This is a genomic window from Klebsiella sp. 141240 (assembly GCF_050600805.1).
Lineage (GTDB): Bacteria > Pseudomonadota > Gammaproteobacteria > Enterobacterales > Enterobacteriaceae > Klebsiella > Klebsiella aerogenes.
In genome coordinates this window covers 566,257-590,731 of the sequence record NZ_JAQIRK010000001.1, presented here as the reverse complement: position 1 = coordinate 590,731, position 24,475 = coordinate 566,257, and the positions used below count along the sequence as shown (strand labels likewise).

Below are 24,475 nucleotides of genomic sequence, written 5' to 3'. Positions count from 1 at the left end.
TGCTGACCTGGGGAGTGTTTCCCGGGTCGGTTTTCTTTTTGCTTCGGCCATGGCTAAGACGTGACCGATGGCGGAACGACTCCGTCCGTTCCATGAAGGAATGATAAAGAGGTATAACAAATGCAAGCTATTCCGATGACCTTACGTGGCGCAGAAAAACTGCGCGAAGAACTGGATTTCCTGAAGTCCGTACGTCGTCCAGAGATTATTGCTGCTATCGCTGAGGCGCGTGAGCACGGCGATCTGAAAGAGAATGCGGAATACCACGCCGCCCGCGAACAGCAGGGCTTCTGCGAAGGTCGTATCAAGGATATCGAAGCAAAACTGTCGAATGCGCAGGTTATCGATATCACTAAGATGCCGAATAATGGCCGCGTGATTTTCGGCTCTACGGTCAGCGTGCTGAACCTGGATAACGACGAAGAGCAGACTTACCGCATCGTGGGCGATGACGAAGCGGATTTTAAACAGAATCTGATCTCTGTGAATTCACCGATCGCCCGCGGCCTGATCGGCAAAGAGCAGGATGACGTCGTCACTATCCGTACCCCGGGTGGTGAAGTGGAATACGAAATTACCAAGGTTGAATACCTGTAAGGCGTATTTCCCGCTACGATGTTTATAGATTGTAAAGAAAGGAAAAAGGCCGCATAGCGGCCTTTTATCAACGTCAGGAGCATGGCATTTTGCTCGCCTGGCCACAGAAATCCCTCGTTTTACACAATGTTGTGTCGGGATTCAGGATATTCTTAGCGTGGCAGCGAGATTTTACGCTCTGGCGTTGGGCGGTACAGAACCAGCGTTTTACCGATGACCTGTACGTTACAGGCGCCGGTTTCACGCACGATGGCTTCCACGATCAAGGCTTTAGTTTCGCGATCTTCTGAGGCGATCTTCACCTTGATGAGCTCATGGTGCCCTAACGCTTGTTCGATCTCGGCCAGTACCCCTTCGGTCAAACCATTATTGCCAAGCATAACTACCGGCTTGAGCGGATGTGCCAGACCTTTCAGGTGCTGTTTTTGTTTAGTACTCAGATTCATCGTATTTTTTTGCTTACGTTGGGATTGAAAACGGGTCATTCTACCGCCATCTCCCATATATCGCCAAACTACCGCGTCGATTTTTACGCAGTAAAGTACGATGAACCCGAATGGGAATGTTAAATGACAGGTAAAAAGCGTTCTGCCAGCTCAAGCCGCTGGCTTCAGGAACACTTTAGCGATAAATATGTTCAACAGGCACAGAAAAAGGGGTTACGTTCCCGTGCCTGGTTTAAACTTGATGAAATACAGCAAAGTGACAAGATTTTTAAGCCGGGGATGACGATAGTCGATCTCGGCGCTGCTCCCGGTGGCTGGTCGCAATACGCGGTTACGCAGATCGGAAACAGCGGCCGCATCATCGCTTGCGATCTTTTACCAATGGATCCAATCGTCGGTGTGGACTTCCTTCAGGGCGATTTTCGTGATGAATTAGTCCTGAAAGCGTTACTTGAGCGAGTAGGCGACAGTAAAGTACAAGTTGTCATGTCCGATATGGCGCCGAATATGTGCGGAACACCGGCGGTGGATATTCCCCGGGCTATGTATCTGGTAGAACTGGCGCTTGAAATGTCTCGTGATGTATTAGCGCCAGGTGGTAGTTTTGTTGTGAAGGTGTTCCAGGGCGAAGGCTTCGATGAGTATCTTAGAGAAATTCGCTCCCTGTTTACGAAGGTCAAAGTTCGTAAGCCGGACTCTTCCCGCGCTCGTTCGCGTGAAGTGTATATTGTAGCGACCGGGCGTAAACCATAACCGGTAGATTTCAAACGAAAGTTTGAAAGACGCTGGATATAGAGTATCCTGACGCTGTTTTTAACACAGTTGTAATAAGAGGTTAATCCCTTGAGTGACATGGCGAAAAACCTAATACTCTGGCTGGTCATTGCCGTTGTGCTGATGTCAGTATTCCAGAGCTTTGGGCCCAGCGAGTCGAATGGCCGCAAGGTGGATTATTCTACCTTCCTGCAAGAGGTCAATCAGGACCAGGTTCGCGAAGCGCGTATCAACGGACGTGAGATCAACGTTACCAAGAAAGATAGTAACCGTTACACGACTTACATTCCGGTTAACGATCCGAAGCTGCTCGACAACCTGTTGACTAAAAACGTCAAAGTTGTTGGCGAACCGCCGGAAGAACCGAGCCTGCTGGCTTCCATCTTCATTTCCTGGTTCCCGATGCTGCTACTGATCGGCGTCTGGATATTCTTTATGCGTCAGATGCAGGGCGGCGGCGGAAAGGGCGCGATGTCCTTCGGCAAGAGCAAGGCCCGAATGCTGACCGAAGACCAGATCAAAACCACCTTTGCTGACGTTGCCGGTTGCGACGAAGCGAAAGAGGAAGTGGGCGAGCTGGTTGAATATCTGCGCGAACCGAGCCGTTTCCAGAAGCTGGGCGGTAAAATCCCGAAAGGCGTCCTGATGGTCGGCCCTCCGGGTACCGGTAAAACGCTGCTGGCGAAAGCTATCGCCGGCGAAGCCAAAGTGCCGTTCTTTACTATTTCCGGTTCTGACTTCGTAGAAATGTTTGTGGGTGTCGGCGCGTCTCGCGTACGCGACATGTTCGAACAAGCTAAGAAAGCAGCGCCTTGCATCATCTTCATCGATGAAATCGACGCCGTCGGTCGCCAGCGTGGCGCCGGTCTTGGCGGTGGTCACGATGAGCGTGAACAGACCCTGAACCAGATGCTGGTTGAGATGGACGGCTTCGAAGGTAACGAAGGTATCATCGTTATCGCCGCGACTAACCGTCCGGACGTTCTGGACCCGGCACTGCTGCGTCCTGGCCGTTTCGACCGTCAGGTTGTCGTTGGTCTGCCGGATGTTCGTGGTCGTGAGCAGATCCTTAAAGTTCACATGCGTCGCGTACCGCTGGCGCCGGATATCGACGCGGCAATTATTGCCCGTGGTACTCCTGGCTTCTCCGGTGCTGACCTCGCGAACCTGGTGAACGAAGCAGCCCTGTTTGCTGCCCGTGGCAACAAACGCGTCGTCTCGATGGTTGAGTTCGAAAAAGCGAAAGACAAAATCATGATGGGTGCGGAACGTCGCTCCATGGTGATGACGGAAGCGCAGAAAGAATCGACCGCATACCACGAAGCGGGCCACGCGATTATCGGCCGTCTGGTACCAGAGCACGATCCGGTACACAAAGTGACGATTATCCCGCGCGGCCGTGCGCTGGGTGTGACCTTCTTCCTGCCGGAAGGCGATGCTATCAGCGCCAGCCGTCAAAAACTGGAAAGTCAGATCTCCACTCTGTACGGCGGGCGTCTGGCTGAAGAGATTATCTACGGTGCGGAACATGTTTCTACCGGCGCGTCCAACGATATTAAAGTTGCGACTAACCTGGCGCGTAACATGGTCACCCAGTGGGGCTTCTCTGACAAACTCGGCCCGCTGCTGTATGCCGAAGAAGAGGGCGAAGTGTTCCTCGGCCGTAGCGTCGCGAAAGCGAAGCATATGTCTGATGAAACCGCGCGCATCATCGACCAGGAAGTGAAATCGCTGATTGAGCGTAACTACGGTCGTGCTCGCCAGCTGCTGAACGACAACATGGATATTCTGCACGCGATGAAAGATGCGCTCATGAAATATGAGACCATCGATGCGCCGCAGATTGACGACCTGATGGCTCGTCGCGATGTTCGTCCGCCGGCGGGTTGGGAAGAACCTGGTTCTTCTAACAACTCTGGCAACAATGGCACCCCGACGGCGCCGCGTCCGGTTGATGAGCCGCGTACGCCGAACCCGGGCAATACCATGTCGGAACAGCTGGGCGACAAATAAGTCTCCACGCTTTGCTAAAGCGCTCTGACTAATAAGGGCCGCAGCCTAATCCGCTGCGGCCCTTTTGTTTTTATACGCCCGTCTTTACCGGCTGGCGCGGGATCCTCTTTCAGAACATAACTATGGCGATGGCGTGCTATCGTCCATCGCGTAAAATGTTTTCGGGATGGCAGCGGCTGCAACACGCGCGGATGAGCCGTCTGTCTGATAATATTCATTTTTTGAATATTTAAACGCCGGTGCTTCATTATCCTCTTGAGGAATTGAATGATGTCACCGCCAGAATCTCTAAGATGTGCGGGCCGAGCCCTGTCCGTACTACAACTGTATAAACCATAGCGGAAAGAAAACATGCAATTACACGCCCAGGGGTCAACGCTCGATCTCTCCCATCCGCATGTGATGGGGATCCTTAACGTTACGCCGGATTCCTTCTCCGATGGCGGCAGCCACAATTCACTGATTGAAGCGGTTAAGCATGCCAACCTGATGATTAACGCCGGGGCGACTATTATTGATATCGGCGGTGAATCAACCCGACCTGGCGCGGCGGATGTCAGCGTCGAGGAAGAGCTGGCGCGGGTGATCCCGGTGGTTGAGGCAATTGCACAGCGTTTTGAAGTCTGGATCTCGGTTGATACCTCGAAAGCCGAGGTCATCCGCGAATCCGCGCGCGCTGGCGCACATATCATTAACGATATCCGTTCATTAACCGAGCCTGGCGCCCTGCAGGCCGCCGCGCAAACCGGGCTACCGGTGTGCCTGATGCATATGCAGGGGCAGCCGAAAACGATGCAGGAAGCGCCGAAGTACGAAGATGTTTTTGCCGATGTTGACCGTTTTTTTGCTGAACACATTGTGCGCTGCGAACAGGCGGGGATCGCAAAAGAAAAATTGTTGCTCGACCCGGGATTCGGATTCGGTAAAAATCTTTCCCATAACTATGAACTGCTTGCCCGACTAGGGGAGTTCCATCATTTTGGGCTCCCGCTGCTGGTGGGGATGTCGCGTAAGTCGATGGTGGGTCAGCTGTTGAACGTAGGGCCGTCGGAACGGCTGAGCGGCAGCTTGTCCTGCGCAGTCATTGCTGCAATGCAGGGCGCGCAGATAATTCGCGTCCATGATGTCAAAGAAACGGTAGAAGCGCTGCGCGTGGTGGAAGCCACCCTGGCCGCTAAGGAAAATAAACGTTATGAGTAACCGCAAATATTTTGGCACCGATGGTATTCGTGGCCGCGTTGGCGACGCACCTATTACACCTGAGTTCGTGCTGAAGCTGGGTTGGGCGGCAGGCAAAGTGCTGGCACGCCATGGTTCACGTAAAATCATTATCGGCAAAGACACGCGAATTTCTGGCTATATGCTGGAATCCGCGCTGGAAGCTGGCCTGGCGGCTGCGGGTTTGTCCGCCTCGTTTACCGGCCCTATGCCGACGCCGGCTATCGCCTATCTGACCCGCGCCTTCCGCGCTGAAGCGGGAATCGTCATCTCTGCCTCTCATAACCCTTTCTACGACAACGGTATTAAATTCTTTTCCATCGAAGGCACTAAGCTTCCGGATGACGTCGAAGAAGCGATTGAAGCAGAAATGGAAAAAGAGCTGACCTGCGTTGATTCCGCTGAGCTAGGAAAAGCCAGCCGTATCGTCGACGCCGCCGGCCGCTATATTGAGTTTTGCAAAGGCACCTTCCCGAATGAGCTGAGCCTCGGCTCGCTGAAGGTGGTGGTGGATTGCGCCCACGGCGCGACTTACCACATTGCGCCGAATGTATTCCGCGAATTGGGCGCGCAGGTTATCGCGATGGGCTGTGAACCTGATGGGCTGAACATTAACGAAGAGGTCGGCGCAACCGACGTACGCGCGCTGCAGGCTCGCGTGCTGGCGGAAAAAGCCGATCTGGGTATTGCCTATGACGGCGATGGCGATCGCGTCATCATGGTTGACCATGAAGGTAATAAAGTCGATGGCGATCAGATCCTCTATATTATCGCCCGTGAAGGCCTACGTCAGGGCCAGCTGCGCGGTGGCGCAGTCGGCACGCTGATGAGCAACATGGGTCTTGAGCTGGCGCTTAAGCAGCTTGGCATTCCGTTTACCCGCGCGAAAGTGGGTGACCGTTACGTGCTGGAAAAACTGCAGGAAAAAGGCTGGCGTATCGGTGCGGAAAACTCCGGCCATGTGATCCTGCTGGACAAAACCACCACCGGCGATGGCATTGTCGCCAGCCTGCAGGTGGTGGCGGCGATGGTGCGCAATCATATGAGCCTGCACGATTTGTGTAGCGGTATGAAAATGTTCCCGCAGATTCTGGTCAACGTGCGCTTTACCGAAGGCAGCGGCAACCCGCTGGAGCATGAAAGCGTAAAAGCGGTCACTGCCGAAGTAGAGGCCGCTTTGGGGAACCGTGGACGCGTGCTGCTGCGTAAATCGGGCACTGAACCGCTGATCCGCGTGATGGTTGAAGGCGAGCATGAAGCGCAGGTGAAGGAATTTGCCCACCGTATCGCCGATGCGGTCAAAAGCGTATAACTATCCCAGCTAAGTGATTAAAAAGGCGGCTCTTGCTGCCTTTTTAAGCATATAAAAACGCTTTTTGCTGTTTTTTTCCGCAGTTGATACAATACGCCAAAATTGCCCTTGCGAAGGTTATTCGCTTTGGTTAGTATTCACACCCGCTTCAGTGGGAAATATTAAAAGTCCCGCTTTATTGGTGAAGCACTTGGTATGCGGCGAATCCGCAAGGAACAGGTTGATTATGTACGAAGCTCTTTTAGTAATTTTCCTTATTGTAGCGATTGCCCTTGTTGGCCTGATCATGCTGCAGCAAGGTAAAGGCGCTGACATGGGAGCCTCCTTCGGAGCAGGCGCTTCTGGCACGTTGTTTGGTTCTAGCGGTTCTGGTAACTTCATGACCCGTATGACCGGCATTCTGGCCGCGCTGTTCTTCATCATCAGTCTGGCGCTGGGTAATATCAACAGCAACAAGACCAATAAAGGAAGCGAGTGGGATAACCTGAGTGCGCCGAAATCTGAGCAGACTCAGCCAACTGCACCGGCTCAGCCGGCCAGCGATATCCCGCACTAAGTATTCTGTACCGAGGTGGTGGAATTGGTAGACACGCTACCTTGAGGTGGTAGTGCCCTAACGGGCTTGTGGGTTCGAGTCCCATCCTCGGTACCAATATTCCAGAAAAAAGACGCTGAAAAGCGTCTTTTTTTGTTTTTGTCCTTCCTGTTGGCTGTTTATTTATAAACAACACTCCGCTGGTTTTGAACCCCGTGAAATCGCTAAAGTCGCCCTCATCAATTTTGACGAGGTTCAGTGACGCCATGCGTACTTTAAAAGTAGTTATCATTGCCGGTATGTTGGGCCTGGCCGGATGCAGCAGCCATTCGTCGCCAGAAACAGTAGACACGTTGAATACCCTACAGGTGCCGGTTATTAATAATTCCGCGCCCGCGCCGGAATCATCAACGGTCGTTAACTGTTTTAAGGATAACAGTCTACTCATCAGCAAGTTAAGCCAGTCGCTTAAAAGCAACTATTTACAGGATGTGGATAAACGGGATGTCTTTGATAAGGATAGCGAGGCGTTTCAAGTCTACGGTGCGTTAACCAAACTTGAGCAAATGGCGTCGATGAACGATGTCTACCGTAAAGAGAACAATATGGCAGGCTTGCAGGAAATTAATAAGCTGCTGAAAACCATCCCATCAGTCGCATAATAAGGAGGGATTGCCGGCAGGCAATCCCTTTTGTCGAACTTAGAAACGGAAATTGAAACCTGCATAGGCGCCATCCGCCAGGACGTTATCGCGGTGGTCATGTTTCCCCGCCATATCAATGTAGCGATAGCCCGCTTCTATGCTCATGGATTTGATGATATTCACGCGTAAGCCGGCATTGGCTTCGAGATATTCATCAACGCCGCTGGATATGGAATCCGGGGAATAATAAGCCTCACCGAACAAGGTAAAGAAATCGCCAAGCGGTAGCTGAGCGCCGCCGCCGAGGGCAATCGCATAGCCTTCATCGCCATCGTTCGGATTCAGGTATACCGCTTTACCGCCGGCCGTCAGCAGGAACGGACCCAGATCGAAGTTATAACCCATACCTAATCCCACCGTATCGCCATCGTTATCGCTATGCGCCCAGTTACCGTTAAAGGTCATTCCGGGAGACTGCGGATTAAAGCTGGCTGATAAGTTGGTGAATTCTGAACCGGCTTCACCGTGAAGACTAACGGAAGCGAAGGCGGCGCTGCTGGCGCTCAGGGCGGCGATAAGCAGGATGGATTTCAGTCTGAACATGCTCATTATTCGTATTCCTTCGGGTAAAAAAATGCCCGATACGAGCGTTCGGGCAAAAATTAACGGGTTTCTGGTTTAATAGTTATGTGCAGAATAAAAGCATTTATCGCCCACCGTTACCGTTTATATGTTTAATTTTAAACAATGGTGGGGCGATAAGTGGCAGGGTCGATAGGGGATTAAAACTTCTCAGGCAGGGAGGTGATACTCTGTAAATAACCACCGCGGGCAAACTCGATATAGCCACCCTTTTTCAACGCTGATAACACATTCAGAATGCTGCTTCGCGACAGGTGTGTGCGGTCCTGAATATATTCCAGCATGGATACCCGCAATCGGGTTTCTTCCGGAAGGAGTAACATTTCCATTAAATGATTACGAATGACCGAATAAGTCCGCTGTTGTAATACTAAATCGTCGCGATACACCAAATAAGAGGTGTGGTAAGCCAGCAGCCGGGTGACCTCTTCCCACATGTTATGCTCACTGAAGAGTTGCATGGCTTTATCGCTGTCAATCCGCAGGATCTCCGTATCGACTTCCGCACGAAGGCCGTGGCTACGGCTGGGCTGCAGCATCTCGGCTACGCCAAACAGGTGCGGTTCATAGACGGTGACCATGAGTAATCTGTCCGATGAGCGAAAAATAGATAACTCACCTTTCTTAAACAGATAGAGCTGGATTTTGCCTTTATATTCCCAGCTAAGCCTTTTCCTTGCGACCATATTTATTGGCGTGGCATACGGTTCCAGCAGCGCCATCAGACGATTGATCGCCTCTTGCGGCCGAACGGGAGGTTTAATATTCATTGCGATCCTCTCGGTATAAGAGTACAGGTATTCGATAAATTATAGATGGTGATTATTAAAAATAGTGATGCCATAAACTATAACGATAAAGTAGGGTTGTCATTTAGGATTTATTGCGGAAATAAAAAAGCCGGCGGGTTAGCGCCGGCTGGTGAGTTTGGCTTCGCGGTTTATTTATCGCGATTTTCCAGGTTTTCAACTTGTGGCAGACCGGTGGCGGAAGATGCGCTGAGCAGCCCGGATTGGGCATAGCCGAAGAGCTTCTCACGGGTATCGGTAATGTCCAGGTTGCGCATGGTCAACTGGCCGATACGATCTTCAGCGGTAAACATGGAATCGCCTTTTTCCATGGTCAGACGCTCTGCTTTATAGGTCAGGTTGTCTGACACGGTATTCAGGATCGAGTAGTCGTTGCCGCGACGCAATTCAAGGGTGACTTCGCCAGTGATCTGGCTGGCAACCCAACGCTGCAGCGAATCGCGCAGCATCAGCGCCTGGGAATCGAACCAGCGACCCTGATAGAGCAGGCGACCCAACTGGCGGCCATGAGCATGATATTGCTCAATGGTATCTTCGTTATGGATACCGGTCAGCAGGCGCTCGTAGGCGATATGCAGCAGTGCCATCCCCGGAGCTTCATAGATGCCGCGGCTTTTCGCTTCAATGATGCGGTTTTCAATCTGATCGCTCATGCCCAGACCGTGGCGACCACCGATGCGGTTAGCTTCCAGCATCAGTTCGACGTCATCGCTGAACGTTTTGCCATTCAACGCAACCGGGTGGCCCTGTTCAAAACGCACGGTCACTTCTTCAGCGGCGATTTTTACGCTTTCATCCCAGAACTTCACGCCCATAATCGGGTTGACGATTTTCACGCTGGAATTAAGGAATTCGAGATCTTTCGCTTCGTGCGTCGCGCCCAGCATGTTGGAGTCGGTGGAGTAGGCTTTTTCGACAGACATTTTGTAGTCGAAGCCGCAGGCTATCATAAACTCGGACATTTCATGACGACCGCCCAGTTCATCAATGAAGTCGCTATCCAGCCACGGTTTGTAAATCTGCAGTTCCGCATTGGTCAGCAGGCCGTAGCGATAAAAACGCTCGATATCGTTGCCTTTATAAGTGCTACCGTCGCCCCAGATGTTGACGCCGTCTTCTTTCATCGCGGCAACCAGCATGGTGCCGGTTACGGCGCGGCCAAGCGGCGTGGTGTTGAAATAGGTTAAGCCGCCGGTGGTGTTATGGAATGCGCCGCACTGAATCGCCGCGATGCCTTCCGCCACCAGTTGTTTGCGGCAATCAATCAGACGAGCGCCTTCAGCGCCATACTCTTTTGCACGACGCGGAATGGCCTCGTAGTCGTCTTCGTCAGGCTGGCCCAGGTTCGCGGTATATGCATAAGGAACCGCGCCTTTTTTACGCATCCACAGCAGGGCGGCGCTGGTATCCAGTCCACCAGAGAAAGCAATACCAATACGTTGACCAACCGGGAGATGCTTAAGAATCGTCGTCATAAAATAAAACCCTGCTAGATAGACTGTGGTGAGTTCGACTCAACAACAAATTTGCATTTTTATGCACTAATTGTGAGTTTTCATTTAATCATCTTTTGCTGGCGACAGGAAGAGCCTGATGGTGATTTTGCTAAAAAAGCCTGAAATGCCAGCATAAACGGCAAGCGGGTGGTGTAAAATGGATGTTGACAAAATATATGATTTATCGATACAATTCACCACGATTTTATGTCCCGTCCTCGGTACCAAATCCCAGCAGTATTTGCGTCTTTTACTCAGAAAGAGTAAAATATGCCACGTTTCAGGCGCGGGGTGGAGCAGCCTGGTAGCTCGTCGGGCTCATAACCCGAAGGTCGTCGGTTCAAATCCGGCCCCCGCAACCACTTTCCCATTAAGTACTTTTTCAAATATACTGTGAGGACTAGGTCCTTCGTAGCCGGATTTGAAAGAATTCTTCTGGAAGGTGTTCCAGATCGCAATTGCGGTCTCAGGGTTCAGTTATCTAAAGCCCCGATTTATCGGGGTTTTTTGTTATCTGACTTCAGAATAACTGGGCTATACGCCCTTTTTTTATGTCTTGGGGGTGGGTTTGTCCACATTAGAGCAAAAATTAACAGAGATGCTCACTGCGCCAGTTGAAGCGCTTGGCTTTGAGCTGGTCGGCATCGAATTTATTCGCGGTCGCACATCCACACTGCGCATCTATATTGATAGTGAAGATGGCATCAATGTTGATGATTGTGCTGATGTGAGCCACCAGGTCAGTGCTGTCATGGATGTCGAAGATCCAATCACCGTCGCTTACAACCTGGAAGTCTCTTCGCCTGGTCTCGACCGTCCGATGTTTACTGCTGAACACTATCAACGTTTCACCGGTGAAGAAGTTTCGCTGGTGCTGCGTATGGCGGTACAGAACCGTCGTAAATGGCAGGGCATTATCAAAGCGGTAGACGGTGAGATGATCACGGTAACCGTCGAAGGCAAAGATGAAGTGTTCGCGCTGAGTAACATCCAGAAGGCGAACCTGGTTCCCCACTTTTAACAGTCTGGATTGAGGTGAAAGGCCCCGATGAACAAAGAAATTTTGGCTGTTGTTGAAGCCGTTTCCAACGAAAAAGCGCTGCCGCGCGAGAAGATTTTCGAAGCGTTGGAAAGCGCTCTGGCAACGGCGACCAAGAAAAAATACGAACAAGAGATCGACGTTCGCGTAGAAATCGACCGTAAAAGCGGCGATTTCGATACCTTCCGTCGCTGGCTGGTGGTTGAAGAGGTGACTCAACCGACTCGCGAGATCACGCTGGAAGCCGCGCGTTACGAAGATGAAAGCATGAATGTCGGCGATTACGTTGAAGATCAGATTGAATCTGTCACCTTCGACCGTATCACCACGCAGACCGCTAAACAGGTTATCGTACAGAAAGTACGTGAAGCTGAGCGCGCGATGGTTGTCGATCAGTTCCGCGAGCACGAAGGTGAGATAATCACCGGCGTGGTGAAAAAAGTAAACCGCGACAACATCACTCTGGATCTGGGCAGCAACGCTGAAGCCGTGATCCTGCGTGAAGACATGCTGCCGCGTGAAAACTTCCGTCCGGGCGACCGTATTCGCGGCGTACTGTACGCCGTTCGTCCGGAAGCGCGCGGCGCGCAGCTGTTCGTGACTCGCTCCAAACCGGAGATGCTGGTCGAACTGTTCCGCATTGAAGTGCCGGAAATCGGCGAAGAAGTGCTGGAAATCAAAGCCGCAGCCCGCGATCCGGGTTCTCGTGCGAAAATCGCCGTGAAAACCAATGACAAGCGTATCGACCCGGTTGGCGCTTGCGTAGGTATGCGCGGCGCGCGCGTTCAGGCGGTTTCTACCGAGCTTGGCGGCGAGCGCATCGATATCGTCCTGTGGGATGATAACCCGGCGCAGTTCGTGATTAACGCTATGGCGCCGGCTGACGTCGCGTCCATCGTGGTGGATGAAGATAAACACACCATGGACATCGCGGTAGAAGCAGGCAACCTGGCGCAGGCGATCGGCCGTAACGGTCAGAACGTCCGCCTGGCATCGCAGCTCAGCGGCTGGGAACTCAACGTCATGACCGTTGATGACCTGCAGGCTAAGCACCAGGCTGAAGCCCATGCCGCTATCGATACCTTCACCAAATATCTCGATATTGATGAAGATTTCGCAACCGTACTGGTTGAAGAGGGCTTCTCCTCGCTGGAAGAACTGGCCTATGTGCCGATGAAAGAACTGCTGGAAATCGACGGCCTTGATGAAGCGACCGTTGAAGCACTTCGTGAGCGTGCGAAAAACGCACTGACTACACTGGCGCTGGCTCAGGAAGAAAGCCTGGGAGACAACAAACCTGCCGACGATTTATTGAATCTGGAAGGTTTGGACCGTGCTCTGGCGTTTAAGCTGGCTGCCCGTGGTGTTTGTACGCTGGAAGATCTCGCCGAACAGGGCGTTGATGACCTGGCTGATATCGAAGGTATGACCGACGAGAAAGCTGGTGAACTCATCATGGCTGCTCGCAACATTTGTTGGTTCGGCGACGAAGCGTAATAAACTGTAGCAGGAAGGAACAGCATGACAGATGTGACTATTAAAGCGCTGGCCTCAGAAATTCAGACCTCTGTGGATCGCCTGATACAGCAATTTGCTGATGCAGGTATTCGCAAATCGGCTGATGATTCTGTGACCGCGCAAGAGAAGCAAACCTTGTTAACGCACCTGAACCGTGAACACGGCTCGGCGCCTGACAAGCTGACGTTGCAGCGTAAAACGCGCAGCACGTTGAATATTCCAGGTACCGGTGGAAAGAGTAAATCGGTACAAATCGAAGTCCGCAAGAAACGCACCTTTGTGAAACGCGATCCGCAAGAGGCTGAACGCCTGGCCGCGGAAGAGCAGGCGCAGCGTGAAGCGGAAGAGCAGGCCCGTCGTGAAGCTGAAGAAGCAGCTAAACGCGAGGCGCAATTAAAAGCTGAACGTGAGGCCGCAGAACAAGCTAAACGTGAAGTCGCTGATAAAGCGAAACGTGAAGCCGCGGAAAAAGACAAAGTGAGCAATCAACATACCGACGAAATGACCAAGACCGCCCAGGCTGAAAAGACCCGCCGTGAGAACGAAGCAGCGGAGCTGAAGCGCAAATCGGAAGAAGAAGCACGCCGCAAACTTGAAGAAGAAGCGCGCCGTGTAGCGGAAGAAGCACGCCGTATGGCTGAAGAAAATGAAAAAAACTGGAGTGAAACTCCGGAAACCCCAGAAGAAACGACCGACTATCACGTAACCACGTCTCAGCATGCACGTCAGGCTGAAGATGATAACGATCGTGAAGTTGAAGGCGGTCGCGGCCGTGGCCGTAACAGCAAAGCTGCGCGTCCGGCGAAGAAAGGCAACAAACACGCTGAATCTAAAGCTGACCGTGAAGAAGCCCGTGCGGCCGTTCGCGGTGGTAAAGGCGGCAAACATCGTAAAGGTTCTTCTCTGCAGCAGGGCTTCCAGAAGCCGGCTCAGGCCGTTAACCGTGATGTTGTGATCGGCGAAACCATTACCGTTGGCGAGCTGGCCAACAAGATGGCGGTCAAAGGCTCTCAGGTCATCAAAGCGATGATGAAACTGGGCGCGATGGCGACCATCAACCAGGTCATCGACCAGGAAACCGCTCAGCTGGTTGCCGAAGAGATGGGCCACAAAGTTATCCTGCGTCGTGAAAACGAGCTGGAAGAAGCAGTAATGAGCGACCGTGACACCGGCGCTGCGGCTGAACCGCGCGCACCGGTAGTGACCATCATGGGTCACGTTGACCACGGTAAAACCTCTCTGCTGGACTACATTCGTTCTACTAAGGTTGCCTCCGGCGAAGCGGGTGGTATTACCCAGCACATCGGTGCGTACCACGTAGAAACCGACAACGGCATGATCACCTTCCTGGACACCCCGGGCCACGCCGCGTTTACCTCCATGCGTGCTCGTGGCGCGCAGGCGACGGATATCGTGGTTCTGGTCGTGGCGGCAGACGACGGCGTGATGCCGCAGACTGTGGAAGCTATCCAGCACGCCAAAGCGGCGCAGGTGCCGGTAGTGGTTGCAGTGAACAAGATCGATAAGCCGGAAGCGGATATGGATCGCGTGAAGAACGAACTCTCCCAGTACGGCGTTATGCCGGAAGAGTGGGGCGGCGAAGCGCAGTTCATCCCAGTATCAGCGAAAGTCGGTACCGGTATCGACGACCTGCTGAACGCTATCCTGCTGCAGGCTGAAGTTCTCGAGCTGAAAGCGGTACGTAACGGTATGGCGAGCGGCGCGGTCATCGAATCCTTCCTGGACAAAGGTCGTGGCCCGGTGGCTACCGTTCTGGTTCGCGAAGGTACTCTGCACAAGGGTGATATCGTACTGTGTGGCTTTGAATATGGCCGCGTACGTGCGATGCGTGACGAGCTGGGTCGCGAAGTGCTGGAAGCGGGTCCGTCCATTCCGGTGGAAATCCTCGGTCTGTCCGGCGTTCCGGCGGCGGGTGATGAAGTTACCGTCGTTCGTGACGAGAAAAAAGCGCGTGAAGTTGCGCTGTATCGTCAGGGCAAATTCCGTGAAGTTAAACTGGCTCGCCAGCAGAAATCTAAACTGGAAAACATGTTCGCTAACATGACCGAAGGCGAAGTTCACGAAGTGAACATCGTGCTGAAAGCGGACGTGCAGGGTTCTGTCGAAGCGATTTCCGATTCCTTACTGAAACTGTCTACCGACGAAGTGAAAGTGAAGATCATCGGTTCCGGCGTAGGTGGTATCACCGAAACCGACGCGACCCTGGCTGCAGCTTCCAACGCGATTCTGGTTGGCTTCAACGTTCGTGCCGATGCTTCCGCACGTAAAGTTATCGAGTCAGAAAGCCTGGATCTGCGTTACTACTCCGTCATCTATAACCTGATCGACGAAGTGAAAGCGGCGATGAGCGGCATGCTGTCTCCGGAACTGAAACAGCAGATCATTGGTCTGGCTGAAGTGCGTGATGTCTTCAAATCGCCGAAATTCGGCGCCATCGCGGGCTGTATGGTTACCGAAGGTACGATTAAGCGTCACAACCCAATCCGCGTCCTGCGCGACAACGTGGTTATCTATGAAGGCGAGCTGGAATCCCTGCGCCGCTTCAAAGATGACGTTAACGAAGTCCGTAACGGCATGGAATGTGGTATCGGCGTGAAGAACTACAACGACGTTCGCGTTGGCGATATGATCGAAGTGTTCGAAATCATCGAAATCCAGCGTAGCATCGATTAATCGTCAGATAGCTAAGCGTAAGCCGGGTAAGCGAAGCGCCACCCGGCAATAATTTTAAAAAGGGGCTTTTGGCCCCTTTTTTGTCTTTATTCTGGAGAATTTATTATGGCGAAAGAATTTGGTCGCCCGCAGCGCGTGGCCCAGGAGATGCAAAAAGAAATTGCCATCATCCTGCAGCGTGAAATCAAAGACCCGCGTCTGGGCATGATGACTACCGTTTCCGGCGTAGAAATGTCCCGTGACCTGGCCTATGCCAAAGTGTATGTCACCTTCCTCAACGACAAAGATGAAGCCGCGGTGAAAGCGGGCATCAAAGCGCTGCAGGAAGCGTCTGGTTTTATCCGCTCTCTGCTGGGCAAAGCGATGCGCCTGCGCATCGTGCCGGAACTGACTTTCTTCTACGACAACTCGCTGGTAGAAGGGATGCGCATGTCCAATCTGGTTACCAGCGTGGTGAAACACGACGATGAGCGTCGTGTGAACCCGGACGACAGCAAGGAGGACTAATGAGTCGTCCTCGTCGTCGCGGCCGCGACGTGCACGGCGTATTGCTGCTGGATAAGCCTCAGGGCGCCTCCAGCAACGATGTGCTGCAGAAAGTAAAACGCATTTATAACGCCAACCGCGCTGGGCATACCGGCGCGCTGGATCCGCTGGCGACCGGTATGCTGCCGGTGTGTCTAGGCGAAGCGACTAAGTTTTCCCAGTATCTGCTGGACTCTGATAAGCGTTATCGCGTAATTGCCAAACTTGGTCAGCGTACGGATACCTCCGACGCCGATGGCCAGGTGGTAGAAGAACGCCCGCTCACCTTTAGCGAAGAACAGCTGGCGGCGGCGCTGGATAGCTTCCGCGGCGAAACGCAGCAGGTGCCGTCGATGTACTCGGCGCTGAAATATCAGGGTAAAAAGCTGTACGAATACGCTCGTCAGGGCATTGAGGTCCCGCGTGAAGCCCGGCCGATTACGGTCTATGAGCTGCTGTTTATTCGCCATGAAGGCGATGAACTGGAGCTTGAGATCCACTGTTCGAAAGGCACCTACATCCGTACGATTATCGATGATTTGGGCGAGAAGCTTGGCTGCGGCGCGCACGTGATTTTCCTGCGTCGCCTGGCGGTGAGCAAATACCCGGTCGAGCGGATGGTGACTCTTGAGCAACTGCAGGCGCTGGTCGAACAGGCGGCGGCGCAGGATATTCCCGCCGCTCAACTGCTTGACCCGCTGTTGATGCCGATGGACAGCCCGGCGTCGGATTATCCGCTGGTTCATATTCCAGAAACTTCCGCGGTCTACTTTAAGAACGGTAATCCGGTTCGTCAGTCAGGCGCGCCGCTTAACGGGCTGGTGCGGGTGATGGAAAGCGAGTCCGGCAAGTTCCTCGGCATGGGCGAAATCGACGATGAAGGCCGCGTCGCGCCTCGTCGTTTGGTGGTGGAATACCCGCAGTGAGCGCTTTTGTTGCGATAAAAGCCTGCTACGAGTAGAATATCGCCGCTTAACGTCCGCTAAAGTGTTTTAACATTTTCGGGCGTTGCATCAGGGGTTGCTGAATTAGAGATCGGCACCCTTTCTTTACTTATAATTTTGGAGTTTGAAAATGTCTCTAAGCGTTGAAGCTAAAGCACAAATCGTTTCTGAGTTCGGTCGTGGCGCAAACGACAGCGGTTCTACTGAAGTTCAGGTTGCACTGCTGACTGCACAGATCAACCACCTGCAGGGTCACTTTGCAGAGCACAAAAAAGATCACCACAGCCGTCGTGGTCTGCTGCGCATGGTTTCTCAGCGTCGTAAACTGCTCGACTACCTGAAACGTAAAGATGTTGCACGTTACTCTTCGCTGATCGAGCGTCTGGGTCTGCGTCGCTAATTCTGCGAGTTTCAGAAAAAGGGGCCTCACGGCCCCTTTTTTCGACCAGGCGGCAGCAATTCATTAAAAACTCATGTATTGTTGCTATTAATGATCTTCATGCAGAGGTTCGCGCGGCTAATGAGAGGCTTCATCCGCAGGGGCGGGTAAAGGTTGTCATTAGTCGCGAGGATGCAGAGGATCGGGTCATCAGACGCGATATCGTGGATATGGCGTCATTTTTAGATAAAAGGATAGAATTTTGCTTAATCCGATCGTTCGTAAATTCCAGTACGGCCAACACACCGTAACCCTGGAGACCGGCATGATGGCGCGCCAGGCAACGGCCGCTGTGATGGTTAGCATGGATGACACCGCGGTATTCGTTACCGTTGTGGGTCAGAAAAAAGCGAAACCGGGCCAGGACTTCTTCCCGCTGACTGTTAACTACCAGGAGCGTACCTACGCTGCCGGTAAAATCCCGGGTGGCTTCTTCCGTCGTGAAGGCCGTCCAAGCGAAGGCGAAACCCTGATCGCGCGTCTGATTGACCGCCCGGTTCGTCCGCTGTTCCCGGAAGGCTTCGTTAACGAAGTTCAGGTTATTGCCACCGTCGTTTCCGTTAACCCGCAGGTTAACCCGGATATCGTCGCGATGATCGGCGCTTCCGCAGCGCTGTCGCTGTCCGGTATTCCGTTCAATGGCCCAATCGGCGCCGCTCGCGTGGGTTACATCAACGACCAGTACGTACTGAACCCAACCCAGGAAGAGCTGAAGTCCAGCAAACTGGATCTGGTGGTTGCCGGTACCGAAGCGGCCGTACTGATGGTTGAATCCGAAGCTGAACTGCTGAGCGAAGACCAGATGCTGGGCGCGGTGGTCTTTGGCCACGAGCAGCAGCAGGTTGTTATTCAGAACATCAACGACCTGGTGAAAGAAGCCGGTAAACCGCGTTGGGACTGGCAGCCGGAAGTGGTTGACGCCGCCCTGAATGCGCGCGTTGCTGCGCTGGCTGAATCCCGCCTGAGCGATGCTTACCGTATCACCGACAAACAAGAGCGTTACGCTCAGGTTGACGTGATCAAATCTGAAACTATCGCGACGCTGGTTGCCGAAGACGAAACCCTGGACGCCAACGAACTGGGTGAAATCCTGCACGCTATCGAGAAAAACGTCGTTCGTAGCCGCGTACTGGCAGGCGAGCCGCGTATCGATGGCCGCGAAAAAGACATGATCCGTGGTCTGGACGTTCGTACCGGCGTACTGCCGCGTACCCACGGTTCCGCACTGTTTACCCGTGGCGAAACTCAGGCGCTGGTTACCGCGACTCTGGGTACCGCACGCGACGCGCAGAACATCGACGAACTGATGGGCGAGCGCACGGACTCCTTCCTGTTCCACTATAACTTCCCTCCGTACTCCGTAGGTGAAACTGGTATGGTTGGTTCTCCGAAGCGTCGTGAAATCGGTCACGGTCGTCTGGCTAAGCGCGGCGTTCTGGCCGTGATGCCGACAATCGACGAATTCCCGTACACCGTTCGCGTGGTATCTGAGATCACCGAATCCAACGGTTCTTCTTCCATGGCTTCCGTCTGTGGCGCATCTCTGGCGCTGATGGACGCTGGCGTGCCGGTAAAAGCCGCCGTTGCGGGTATCGCAATGGGTCTGGTGAAAGAAGGCGATAACTTCGTCGTACTGTCCGACATTCTGGGTGACGAAGACCACCTTGGCGATATGGACTTCAAAGTTGCGGGTTCTCGCGACGGTATCTCTGCGCTGCAGATGGATATCAAAATTGAAGGTATCACCAAAGAAATCATGCAGGTTGCTCTGAACCAGGCTAAAGGTGCGCGTCTGCACATCCTGGGCGTGATGGAACAGGCGATTAACGCGCCGCGCGGCGACATCTCCGAATTCGCACCGCGTATCCACACCATCAAGATCAACCCGGACAAGATCAAAGACGTTATCGGTAAAGGCGGTTCTGTTATCCGTGCCCTGACCGAAGAAACCGGCACCACCATCGAAATCGAAGATGACGGTACCGTGAAGATCGCAGCGACCGACGGCGACAAAGCGCAGCACGCTATCCGTCGTATCGAAGAGATCACCGCTGAGATCGAAGTTGGCCGTATCTACAATGGTAAAGTGACCCGTATCGTTGACTTTGGCGCATTCGTTGCCATCGGCGGCGGTAAAGAAGGTCTGGTCCACATCTCTCAGATCGCTGACAAGCGTGTTGAGAAAGTGACTGATTACCTGCAGATGGGTCAGGAAGTACCGGTTAAGGTTCTGGAAGTTGACCGTCAGGGCCGCGTACGTCTGAGCATTAAAGAAGCAACTGAGCAGACTCAGCCAGCTAACGCGCCGGAAGCTCCGGCTGCAGAGCAGGGCGAGTAAGGTTGCCGATTGCCCTCCGCTTCGGCGGAGGGTCTATTCCGGGCAGGATGCCTTTTTGCAGCCGGGGAACTGGACGTTCATCCAATCGTTGTCTTCGGGAGTGGGAAATGAAGCCTTTTCTGCGCTGGTGTTTCGTGGCGACAGCTCTCACGCTGGCAGGATGCAGCAACTCTGCCTGGCGTAAGGACGCCGTCCTCGCGGTACCATTGCAACCGACTTTGCAGCAAGAAGTGATTCTGGCGCGCATGGAACAAATTCTTGCCAGTCGGGCTTTAACCGATGACGAACGCGCACAGCTTTTATATGAGCGCGGAGTGTTGTATGATAGTCTCGGTCTGAGGGCACTAGCGCGAAATGATTTTTCACAAGCGCTGGCAATCCGACCCGATATGCCTGAAGTATTCAATTACTTAGGCATTTATTTAACGCAGGCAGGCAATTTTGATGCTGCCTATGAAGCGTTTGATTCTGTACTTGAGCTTGATCCAACTTACAACTACGCGCACTTAAACCGCGGCATCGCTCTGTATTACGGCGGCCGTGCTAAGTTAGCGCAAGATGATCTGCTGGCGTTTTATCAAGACGATCCCAATGATCCTTTCCGCAGTCTGTGGTTATACCTCGCCGAGCGTAAGCTTGATGAGAAGCAGGCGCTTGAAGCACTGAAACAGCGCTTCAACAAGTCGGATAAAGAGCAATGGGGATGGAACATTGTCGAGTTCTACCTTGGCGACATTAGCGAAAAAGAGCTGATGACCCGTCTGAAGGCAGACGCAACGGATAACACCTCGCTCGCTGAGCATCTCAGTGAAACCAACTTCTATTTAGGTAAGTACTACCTAAGTCTGGGGGACAAGGACAGCGCTACGGCACTGTTCAAACTGGCGGTCGCTAACAACGTTCATAACTACGTTGAGCACCGATACGCATTGTTGGAATTATCGCTCTTGGGCCAGGAGCAAGATGACCTGGCAGAATCGGACCAGCAATAGCTGACGAACACACATCAGCCCATTTTTTGATTGCCATCACCTTCGCGGGTGAGGGCGTTGTTGTTCGTTAATACACCTACTTTGAGCCGGTTCACACTTTTCAATGAAAATTACTCTAAATTTTCACGATGAGTTATGTAGACTGGCCGCCATTAATTTTGAGGCACACGTACTACATGGCTGAATTCGAAACCACTTTTGCAGATCTGGGCCTGAAGGCTCCTATCCTTGAAGCGCTTAACGATCTGGGTTACGAAAAACCATCTCCGATCCAGGCTGAGTGCATTCCGCATCTGCTGGACGGCCGCGACGTTCTGGGTATGGCCCAGACCGGTAGCGGTAAGACCGCAGCGTTCTCTTTACCGCTGCTGAACAACATCGATCCTGAGCTTAGAGCACCACAGATTCTGGTGCTGGCGCCGACCCGCGAACTGGCGGTACAGGTTGCTGAAGCAATGACGGAATTCTCTAAACATATGCGCGGCGTAAACGTGGTTGCCCTGTACGGCGGCCAGCGTTATGACGTGCAGCTGCGCGCCCTGCGTCAGGGGCCGCAGATCGTCGTCGGTACCCCGGGTCGTCTGCTGGACCACCTGAAGCGCGGTACGCTGGATCTCTCTAAACTGAGCGGTCTGGTACTGGACGAAGCAGATGAAATGCTGCGCATGGGCTTTATCGAAGACGTAGAAACTATCATGGCGCAGATCCCGGAAGGTCATCAGACCGCTCTGTTCTCCGCCACTATGCCGGAAGCGATTCGTCGCATTACCCGCCGCTTTATGAAAGAGCCGCAGGAAGTGCGCATTCAGTCCAGCGTCACCACGCGCCCGGACATTAGCCAGAGCTACTGGACTGCTTACGGCATGCGGAAAAACGAAGCGCTGGTGCGTTTCCTGGAAGCGGAAGACTTTGATGCGGCGATTATCTTCGTGCGTACCAAAAACGCGACTCTGGAAGTGGCAGAAGCGCTGGAGCGTAGCGGCTATAACAGCGCCGCGCTGAACGGCGATATGAACCAGGCGCTGCGTGAGCAGACTCTGGAGCGCCTGAAAGACGGTCGTCTGGACATCCTGATCGCCACCGACGTTGCGGCCCGCGGCCTTGACGTTGAGCGTATCAGCCTGGTTGTTAACTATGACATCCCGATGGATTCCGAATCTTACGTTCACCGTATCGGCCGTACCGGTCGTGCGGGTCGTGCGGGTCGCGCGCTGCTGTTCGTTGAGAACCGTGAACGTCGCCTGCTGCGTAACATCGAACGTACGATGAAGCTGACGATCCCTGAAGTAGAACTGCCGAACGCGGAACTGCTGGGCAAACGTCGTCTGGAGAAATTCGCCGCTAAAGTTCAGCAGCAGCTGGAAAGCAGCGATCTGGACCAGTATCGTGCGCTGCTGGCTAAAATCCAGCCGACTGCGGAAGGCGAAGAGCTGGACGTAGAAACGCTGGCCGCTGCGCTGCTGAAAATGGCCCAGGGCGAACGTTCTCTGATCGTTCCGCCGGATGCGCCGATGCGTCCTAAGCGTGAGTTCCGCGATCGTGATGACCGTTTCGAACGCCGTGGCGACCGTAATGACCGCGGTCCGCGTGGCGATCGTGAAGATCGTCCGAAGCGTGAGCGTCGTGACGTGGGTGAAATGGAACTGTACCGCATTGAAGTGGGCCGTGATGACGGCGTTGAAGTTCGTCATATCGTTGGCGCGATCGCTAACGAAGGCGACATCAGCAGCCGCTACATCGGCAACATCAAGCTGTTCGGTTCTCACTCCACCATCGAACTGCCGAAAGGTATGCCGGGCGAAGTGCTGCAGCACTTTACTCGTACCCGCATCCTGAACAAGCCGATGAACATGCAGCTGCTGGGCGATGCGCAGCCGCGCACCGAACGTCGTGGCGGCGGCGAGCGTCGTGAAGGCGGTCGTGGCTTCGGCGGCGAGCGTCGTGAAGGTGGCCGTAGCTTCGGTGGCGAACGTCGCGAAGGCGGACGTGGTGAAGGTCGTCGTTTCAGCGGCGAACGTCGTGAAGGCGGCCGCGCGCCGCGTCGTGACGATGCTTCTGCGCCGCGCCGTGATGACTCCGCTGGTCGTCGTCGTTTCGGTGGCGATGCGTAATAAGCGCAATCCGCTAGCGTAAAGTAAATAATACAGCCCCGATCGTCATGATTGGGGCTTTTTTTATTTCTTTTGTACTCGTGTACTGGTACAGTGCGTCATGCTCAACGTGAGCGAAGTATTTTCCACTGGAGATTTCGGCAAATGGCGACACTAACGACTACGGCCACCCGACCGTCTTTATTTGGCGGCGTGGTGATTATCGGCGGCACGATTATTGGCGCAGGCATGTTCTCGCTGCCGGTGGTCATGTCCGGCGCGTGGTTCTTCTGGTCGTTGGCGGCGCTGGTTTTTACCTGGTTCTGCATGCTGCACTCCGGTTTGATGATTCTGGAAGCCAACCTTAACTACCGGATTGGCTCCAGCTTCGACACCATTACCAAAGACCTGCTCGGCAAAGGCTGGAACCTGGTGAACGGCGTGTCGATCGCCTTTGTGCTGTATATCCTGACCTACGCCTATATTTCGGCGAGCGGTTCGATCCTGCACCACACCTTCAGTGAGATGTCGCTGAACGTACCGGCGCGCGCTGCGGGCTTCGGCTTTGCGCTGCTGGTGGCCTTTATCGTCTGGATGAGCACGAAAGCGGTGAGCCGCATGACGGCTATCGTACTGGGCGCTAAGGTGATTACCTTCTTCCTGACCTTCGGCAGCCTGCTGGGGCACGTCGAGCCGACGACGCTGTTTAACGTCGTGGAGAAGAATGCCTCCTATGCGCCATACCTGCTGATGACGCTGCCGTTCTGCCTGGCCTCGTTTGGCTATCACGGTAACGTGCCGAGCCTGATGAAATATTATGGTAAGGATCCACGCACCATTACCCGCTGTCTGATTTACGGTACGCTGCTGGCGCTGGGTCTGTATGTGGTCTGGCTGCTGGTGACGATGGGTAATATCCCTCGTCCGCAGTTTATCGGCATCGCCCAGAAGGGCGGCAACATTGATGTGCTGGTGCAGGCGCTGAGCGGCGTGCTGAATAGCCGCGGTCTGGATCTGCTGCTGGTGGTGTTCTCCAACTTTGCCGTCGCCAGTTCCTTCCTCGGCGTGACGCTGGGGCTGTTCGATTATCTCGCGGATCTGTTTGGCTTTGACGATAGCGCGATGGGACGCTTTAAAACCGCGCTGTTGACCTTTATCCCGCCGATGATTGGCGGGCTGGTGAAACCAGATGGGTTCCTTTATGCCATCGGCTATGCCGGCCTGGCGGCGACGGTATGGGCGGCGATTGTGCCGGCGCTGCTGGCTCGCGCTTCGCGTAAACGCTTCGGCAGCCCACAGTTCCGCGTTTGGGGCGGAAAACCGATGATTGCGCTGATCCTGCTGTTCGGGCTCGGCAACGCGGTGGTGCATTTCCTGTCGAGCTTTAATCTGCTGCCGGTTTATCAATAA

Annotated in this window: 22 protein-coding genes and 2 tRNA genes; 20 read left to right on the top strand and 4 right to left on the bottom strand. The window is 53.7% G+C overall.

Going from position 1 to position 24,475, the window contains the following annotated elements; all coding sequences use genetic code 11:
- The first annotated feature begins 120 nt into the window (after nt 1-120).
- Nucleotides 121-597, top strand: coding sequence for a transcription elongation factor GreA (greA, locus tag PGQ95_RS02785; RefSeq protein WP_045394952.1), 477 nt, complete (start codon nt 121-123; stop codon nt 595-597).
- Between the two features lie 152 nt (nt 598-749).
- Here the strand turns inward: greA and yhbY are convergent, their stop codons facing one another.
- Nucleotides 750-1,043: a ribosome assembly RNA-binding protein YhbY gene (gene yhbY / locus PGQ95_RS02780; RefSeq protein ID WP_002918374.1), complete on the bottom strand. Its 294-nt coding sequence runs from the start codon at nt 1,041-1,043 to the stop codon at nt 750-752.
- Nucleotides 1,044-1,166: 123 nt separating this feature from the next.
- On the opposite strand from yhbY, the gene rlmE reads away from it, so the two are divergent.
- From rlmE to PGQ95_RS02745, 7 genes are all read left to right on the top strand, one after another.
- A complete protein-coding gene (gene rlmE / locus PGQ95_RS02775; RefSeq protein WP_008806638.1) occupies nt 1,167-1,796 on the top strand; it encodes a 23S rRNA (uridine(2552)-2'-O)-methyltransferase RlmE in 630 nt (209 codons plus the stop codon).
- A gap of 99 nt (nt 1,797-1,895) precedes the next feature.
- Nucleotides 1,896-3,830 carry an ATP-dependent zinc metalloprotease FtsH gene (ftsH, locus tag PGQ95_RS02770; RefSeq protein WP_015369514.1) on the top strand — a complete coding sequence of 645 codons (1,935 nt, stop codon included), beginning with the start codon at nt 1,896-1,898 and terminating at the stop codon, nt 3,828-3,830.
- A gap of 351 nt (nt 3,831-4,181) precedes the next feature.
- Nucleotides 4,182-5,030, top strand: a complete 849-nt coding sequence (folP, locus tag PGQ95_RS02765) for a dihydropteroate synthase (protein WP_063414636.1) — start codon at nt 4,182-4,184, stop codon at nt 5,028-5,030.
- A complete protein-coding gene (gene glmM / locus PGQ95_RS02760) occupies nt 5,023-6,360 on the top strand; it encodes a phosphoglucosamine mutase (protein WP_032712585.1) in 1,338 nt (445 codons plus the stop codon). Before folP ends, glmM begins: the two co-directional genes overlap by 8 nt.
- Nucleotides 6,361-6,586: 226 nt before the next feature.
- Entirely contained in the window at nt 6,587-6,916 is a 330-nt protein-coding gene (gene secG, locus PGQ95_RS02755) for a preprotein translocase subunit SecG (RefSeq protein ID WP_015369517.1), read from the top strand.
- A gap of 9 nt (nt 6,917-6,925) precedes the next feature.
- Nucleotides 6,926-7,012, top strand: a tRNA-Leu gene (locus PGQ95_RS02750).
- A gap of 149 nt (nt 7,013-7,161) precedes the next feature.
- Complete coding sequence (locus PGQ95_RS02745; protein ID WP_113373136.1) at nt 7,162-7,557, top strand: hypothetical protein; 396 nt, start codon at nt 7,162-7,164, stop codon at nt 7,555-7,557.
- 39 nt (nt 7,558-7,596) lie between these two features.
- Here PGQ95_RS02745 and PGQ95_RS02740 read toward each other — a convergent pair whose 3' ends face one another.
- The 3 genes from PGQ95_RS02740 to argG form a co-directional block, all read right to left on the bottom strand.
- Nucleotides 7,597-8,148 carry a YfaZ family outer membrane protein gene (locus PGQ95_RS02740; protein WP_430916904.1) on the bottom strand — a complete coding sequence of 184 codons (552 nt, stop codon included), beginning with the start codon at nt 8,146-8,148 and terminating at the stop codon, nt 7,597-7,599.
- Nucleotides 8,149-8,321: 173 nt separating this feature from the next.
- Nucleotides 8,322-8,951 (bottom strand): winged helix-turn-helix transcriptional regulator, encoded by a 630-nt coding sequence (locus PGQ95_RS02735; RefSeq protein ID WP_395227044.1) that lies wholly within the window; start codon nt 8,949-8,951, stop codon nt 8,322-8,324.
- A 170-nt stretch (nt 8,952-9,121) separates the two neighbouring features.
- Nucleotides 9,122-10,465 carry an argininosuccinate synthase gene (argG, locus tag PGQ95_RS02730; protein WP_015369521.1) on the bottom strand — a complete coding sequence of 448 codons (1,344 nt, stop codon included), beginning with the start codon at nt 10,463-10,465 and terminating at the stop codon, nt 9,122-9,124.
- Nucleotides 10,466-10,771: 306 nt separating this feature from the next.
- Here argG and PGQ95_RS02725 point away from each other — a divergent pair.
- From PGQ95_RS02725 to mtr, 12 genes are all read left to right on the top strand, one after another.
- Nucleotides 10,772-10,848 (top strand) — tRNA-Met (locus PGQ95_RS02725).
- 206 nt (nt 10,849-11,054) lie between these two features.
- Nucleotides 11,055-11,507 carry a ribosome maturation factor RimP gene (gene rimP / locus PGQ95_RS02720; RefSeq protein ID WP_015703598.1) on the top strand — a complete coding sequence of 151 codons (453 nt, stop codon included), beginning with the start codon at nt 11,055-11,057 and terminating at the stop codon, nt 11,505-11,507.
- A gap of 27 nt (nt 11,508-11,534) precedes the next feature.
- Nucleotides 11,535-13,022, top strand: coding sequence for a transcription termination factor NusA (gene nusA / locus PGQ95_RS02715; RefSeq protein WP_015369524.1), 1,488 nt, complete (start codon nt 11,535-11,537; stop codon nt 13,020-13,022).
- A 24-nt stretch (nt 13,023-13,046) separates the two neighbouring features.
- Nucleotides 13,047-15,737 (top strand): translation initiation factor IF-2, encoded by a 2,691-nt coding sequence (gene infB / locus PGQ95_RS02710; RefSeq protein ID WP_087859923.1) that lies wholly within the window; start codon nt 13,047-13,049, stop codon nt 15,735-15,737.
- Nucleotides 15,738-15,842: 105 nt separating this feature from the next.
- Entirely contained in the window at nt 15,843-16,244 is a 402-nt protein-coding gene (gene rbfA / locus PGQ95_RS02705; protein WP_002918248.1) for a 30S ribosome-binding factor RbfA, read from the top strand.
- Nucleotides 16,244-17,188, top strand: coding sequence for a tRNA pseudouridine(55) synthase TruB (truB, locus tag PGQ95_RS02700; protein ID WP_045394942.1), 945 nt, complete (start codon nt 16,244-16,246; stop codon nt 17,186-17,188). Before rbfA ends, truB begins: the two co-directional genes overlap by 1 nt.
- A 148-nt stretch (nt 17,189-17,336) precedes the next feature.
- Nucleotides 17,337-17,606, top strand: a complete 270-nt coding sequence (gene rpsO, locus PGQ95_RS02695) for a 30S ribosomal protein S15 (RefSeq protein WP_015369527.1) — start codon at nt 17,337-17,339, stop codon at nt 17,604-17,606.
- 241 nt (nt 17,607-17,847) lie between these two features.
- Nucleotides 17,848-19,983: a polyribonucleotide nucleotidyltransferase gene (gene pnp, locus PGQ95_RS02690; RefSeq protein ID WP_045377942.1), complete on the top strand. Its 2,136-nt coding sequence runs from the start codon at nt 17,848-17,850 to the stop codon at nt 19,981-19,983.
- Nucleotides 19,984-20,090: 107 nt separating this feature from the next.
- Entirely contained in the window at nt 20,091-20,975 is an 885-nt protein-coding gene (gene nlpI, locus PGQ95_RS02685) for a lipoprotein NlpI (RefSeq protein WP_020077841.1), read from the top strand.
- A 103-nt stretch (nt 20,976-21,078) separates the two neighbouring features.
- Complete coding sequence (gene yrbN, locus PGQ95_RS02680; protein ID WP_086538083.1) at nt 21,079-21,159, top strand: protein YrbN; 81 nt, start codon at nt 21,079-21,081, stop codon at nt 21,157-21,159.
- Complete coding sequence (locus tag PGQ95_RS02675; protein ID WP_087859921.1) at nt 21,152-23,086, top strand: DEAD/DEAH family ATP-dependent RNA helicase; 1,935 nt, start codon at nt 21,152-21,154, stop codon at nt 23,084-23,086. The genes yrbN and PGQ95_RS02675 overlap by 8 nt, the downstream gene beginning before the upstream one ends.
- Before the next feature lie 144 nt (nt 23,087-23,230).
- A complete protein-coding gene (gene mtr / locus PGQ95_RS02670) occupies nt 23,231-24,475 on the top strand; it encodes a tryptophan permease (RefSeq protein ID WP_015369532.1) in 1,245 nt (414 codons plus the stop codon).

Excerpts from the sequence above, each read along its gene's own strand:
- greA (WP_045394952.1), top strand. The coding sequence starts at position 121 with ATGCAAGCTATTCCGATGACCTTACGTGGCGCAGAAAAACTGCGCGAA.
- yhbY (WP_002918374.1), bottom strand. The coding sequence starts at position 1,043 with ATGAATCTGAGTACTAAACAAAAACAGCACCTGAAAGGTCTGGCACAT.
- rlmE (WP_008806638.1), top strand. The coding sequence starts at position 1,167 with ATGACAGGTAAAAAGCGTTCTGCCAGCTCAAGCCGCTGGCTTCAGGAA.
- ftsH (WP_015369514.1), top strand. The coding sequence starts at position 1,896 with ATGGCGAAAAACCTAATACTCTGGCTGGTCATTGCCGTTGTGCTGATG.
- folP (WP_063414636.1), top strand. The coding sequence starts at position 4,182 with ATGCAATTACACGCCCAGGGGTCAACGCTCGATCTCTCCCATCCGCAT.
- glmM (WP_032712585.1), top strand. The coding sequence starts at position 5,023 with ATGAGTAACCGCAAATATTTTGGCACCGATGGTATTCGTGGCCGCGTT.
- secG (WP_015369517.1), top strand. The coding sequence starts at position 6,587 with ATGTACGAAGCTCTTTTAGTAATTTTCCTTATTGTAGCGATTGCCCTT.
- PGQ95_RS02745 (WP_113373136.1), top strand. The coding sequence starts at position 7,162 with ATGCGTACTTTAAAAGTAGTTATCATTGCCGGTATGTTGGGCCTGGCC.
- PGQ95_RS02740 (WP_430916904.1), bottom strand. The coding sequence starts at position 8,148 with ATGAGCATGTTCAGACTGAAATCCATCCTGCTTATCGCCGCCCTGAGC.
- PGQ95_RS02735 (WP_395227044.1), bottom strand. The coding sequence starts at position 8,951 with ATGAATATTAAACCTCCCGTTCGGCCGCAAGAGGCGATCAATCGTCTG.
- argG (WP_015369521.1), bottom strand. The coding sequence starts at position 10,465 with ATGACGACGATTCTTAAGCATCTCCCGGTTGGTCAACGTATTGGTATT.
- nusA (WP_015369524.1), top strand. The coding sequence starts at position 11,535 with ATGAACAAAGAAATTTTGGCTGTTGTTGAAGCCGTTTCCAACGAAAAA.
- infB (WP_087859923.1), top strand. The coding sequence starts at position 13,047 with ATGACAGATGTGACTATTAAAGCGCTGGCCTCAGAAATTCAGACCTCT.
- rbfA (WP_002918248.1), top strand. The coding sequence starts at position 15,843 with ATGGCGAAAGAATTTGGTCGCCCGCAGCGCGTGGCCCAGGAGATGCAA.
- truB (WP_045394942.1), top strand. The coding sequence starts at position 16,244 with ATGAGTCGTCCTCGTCGTCGCGGCCGCGACGTGCACGGCGTATTGCTG.
- rpsO (WP_015369527.1), top strand. The coding sequence starts at position 17,337 with ATGTCTCTAAGCGTTGAAGCTAAAGCACAAATCGTTTCTGAGTTCGGT.
- nlpI (WP_020077841.1), top strand. The coding sequence starts at position 20,091 with ATGAAGCCTTTTCTGCGCTGGTGTTTCGTGGCGACAGCTCTCACGCTG.
- yrbN (WP_086538083.1), top strand. The coding sequence starts at position 21,079 with ATGAAAATTACTCTAAATTTTCACGATGAGTTATGTAGACTGGCCGCC.
- PGQ95_RS02675 (WP_087859921.1), top strand. The coding sequence starts at position 21,152 with ATGGCTGAATTCGAAACCACTTTTGCAGATCTGGGCCTGAAGGCTCCT.
- mtr (WP_015369532.1), top strand. The coding sequence starts at position 23,231 with ATGGCGACACTAACGACTACGGCCACCCGACCGTCTTTATTTGGCGGC.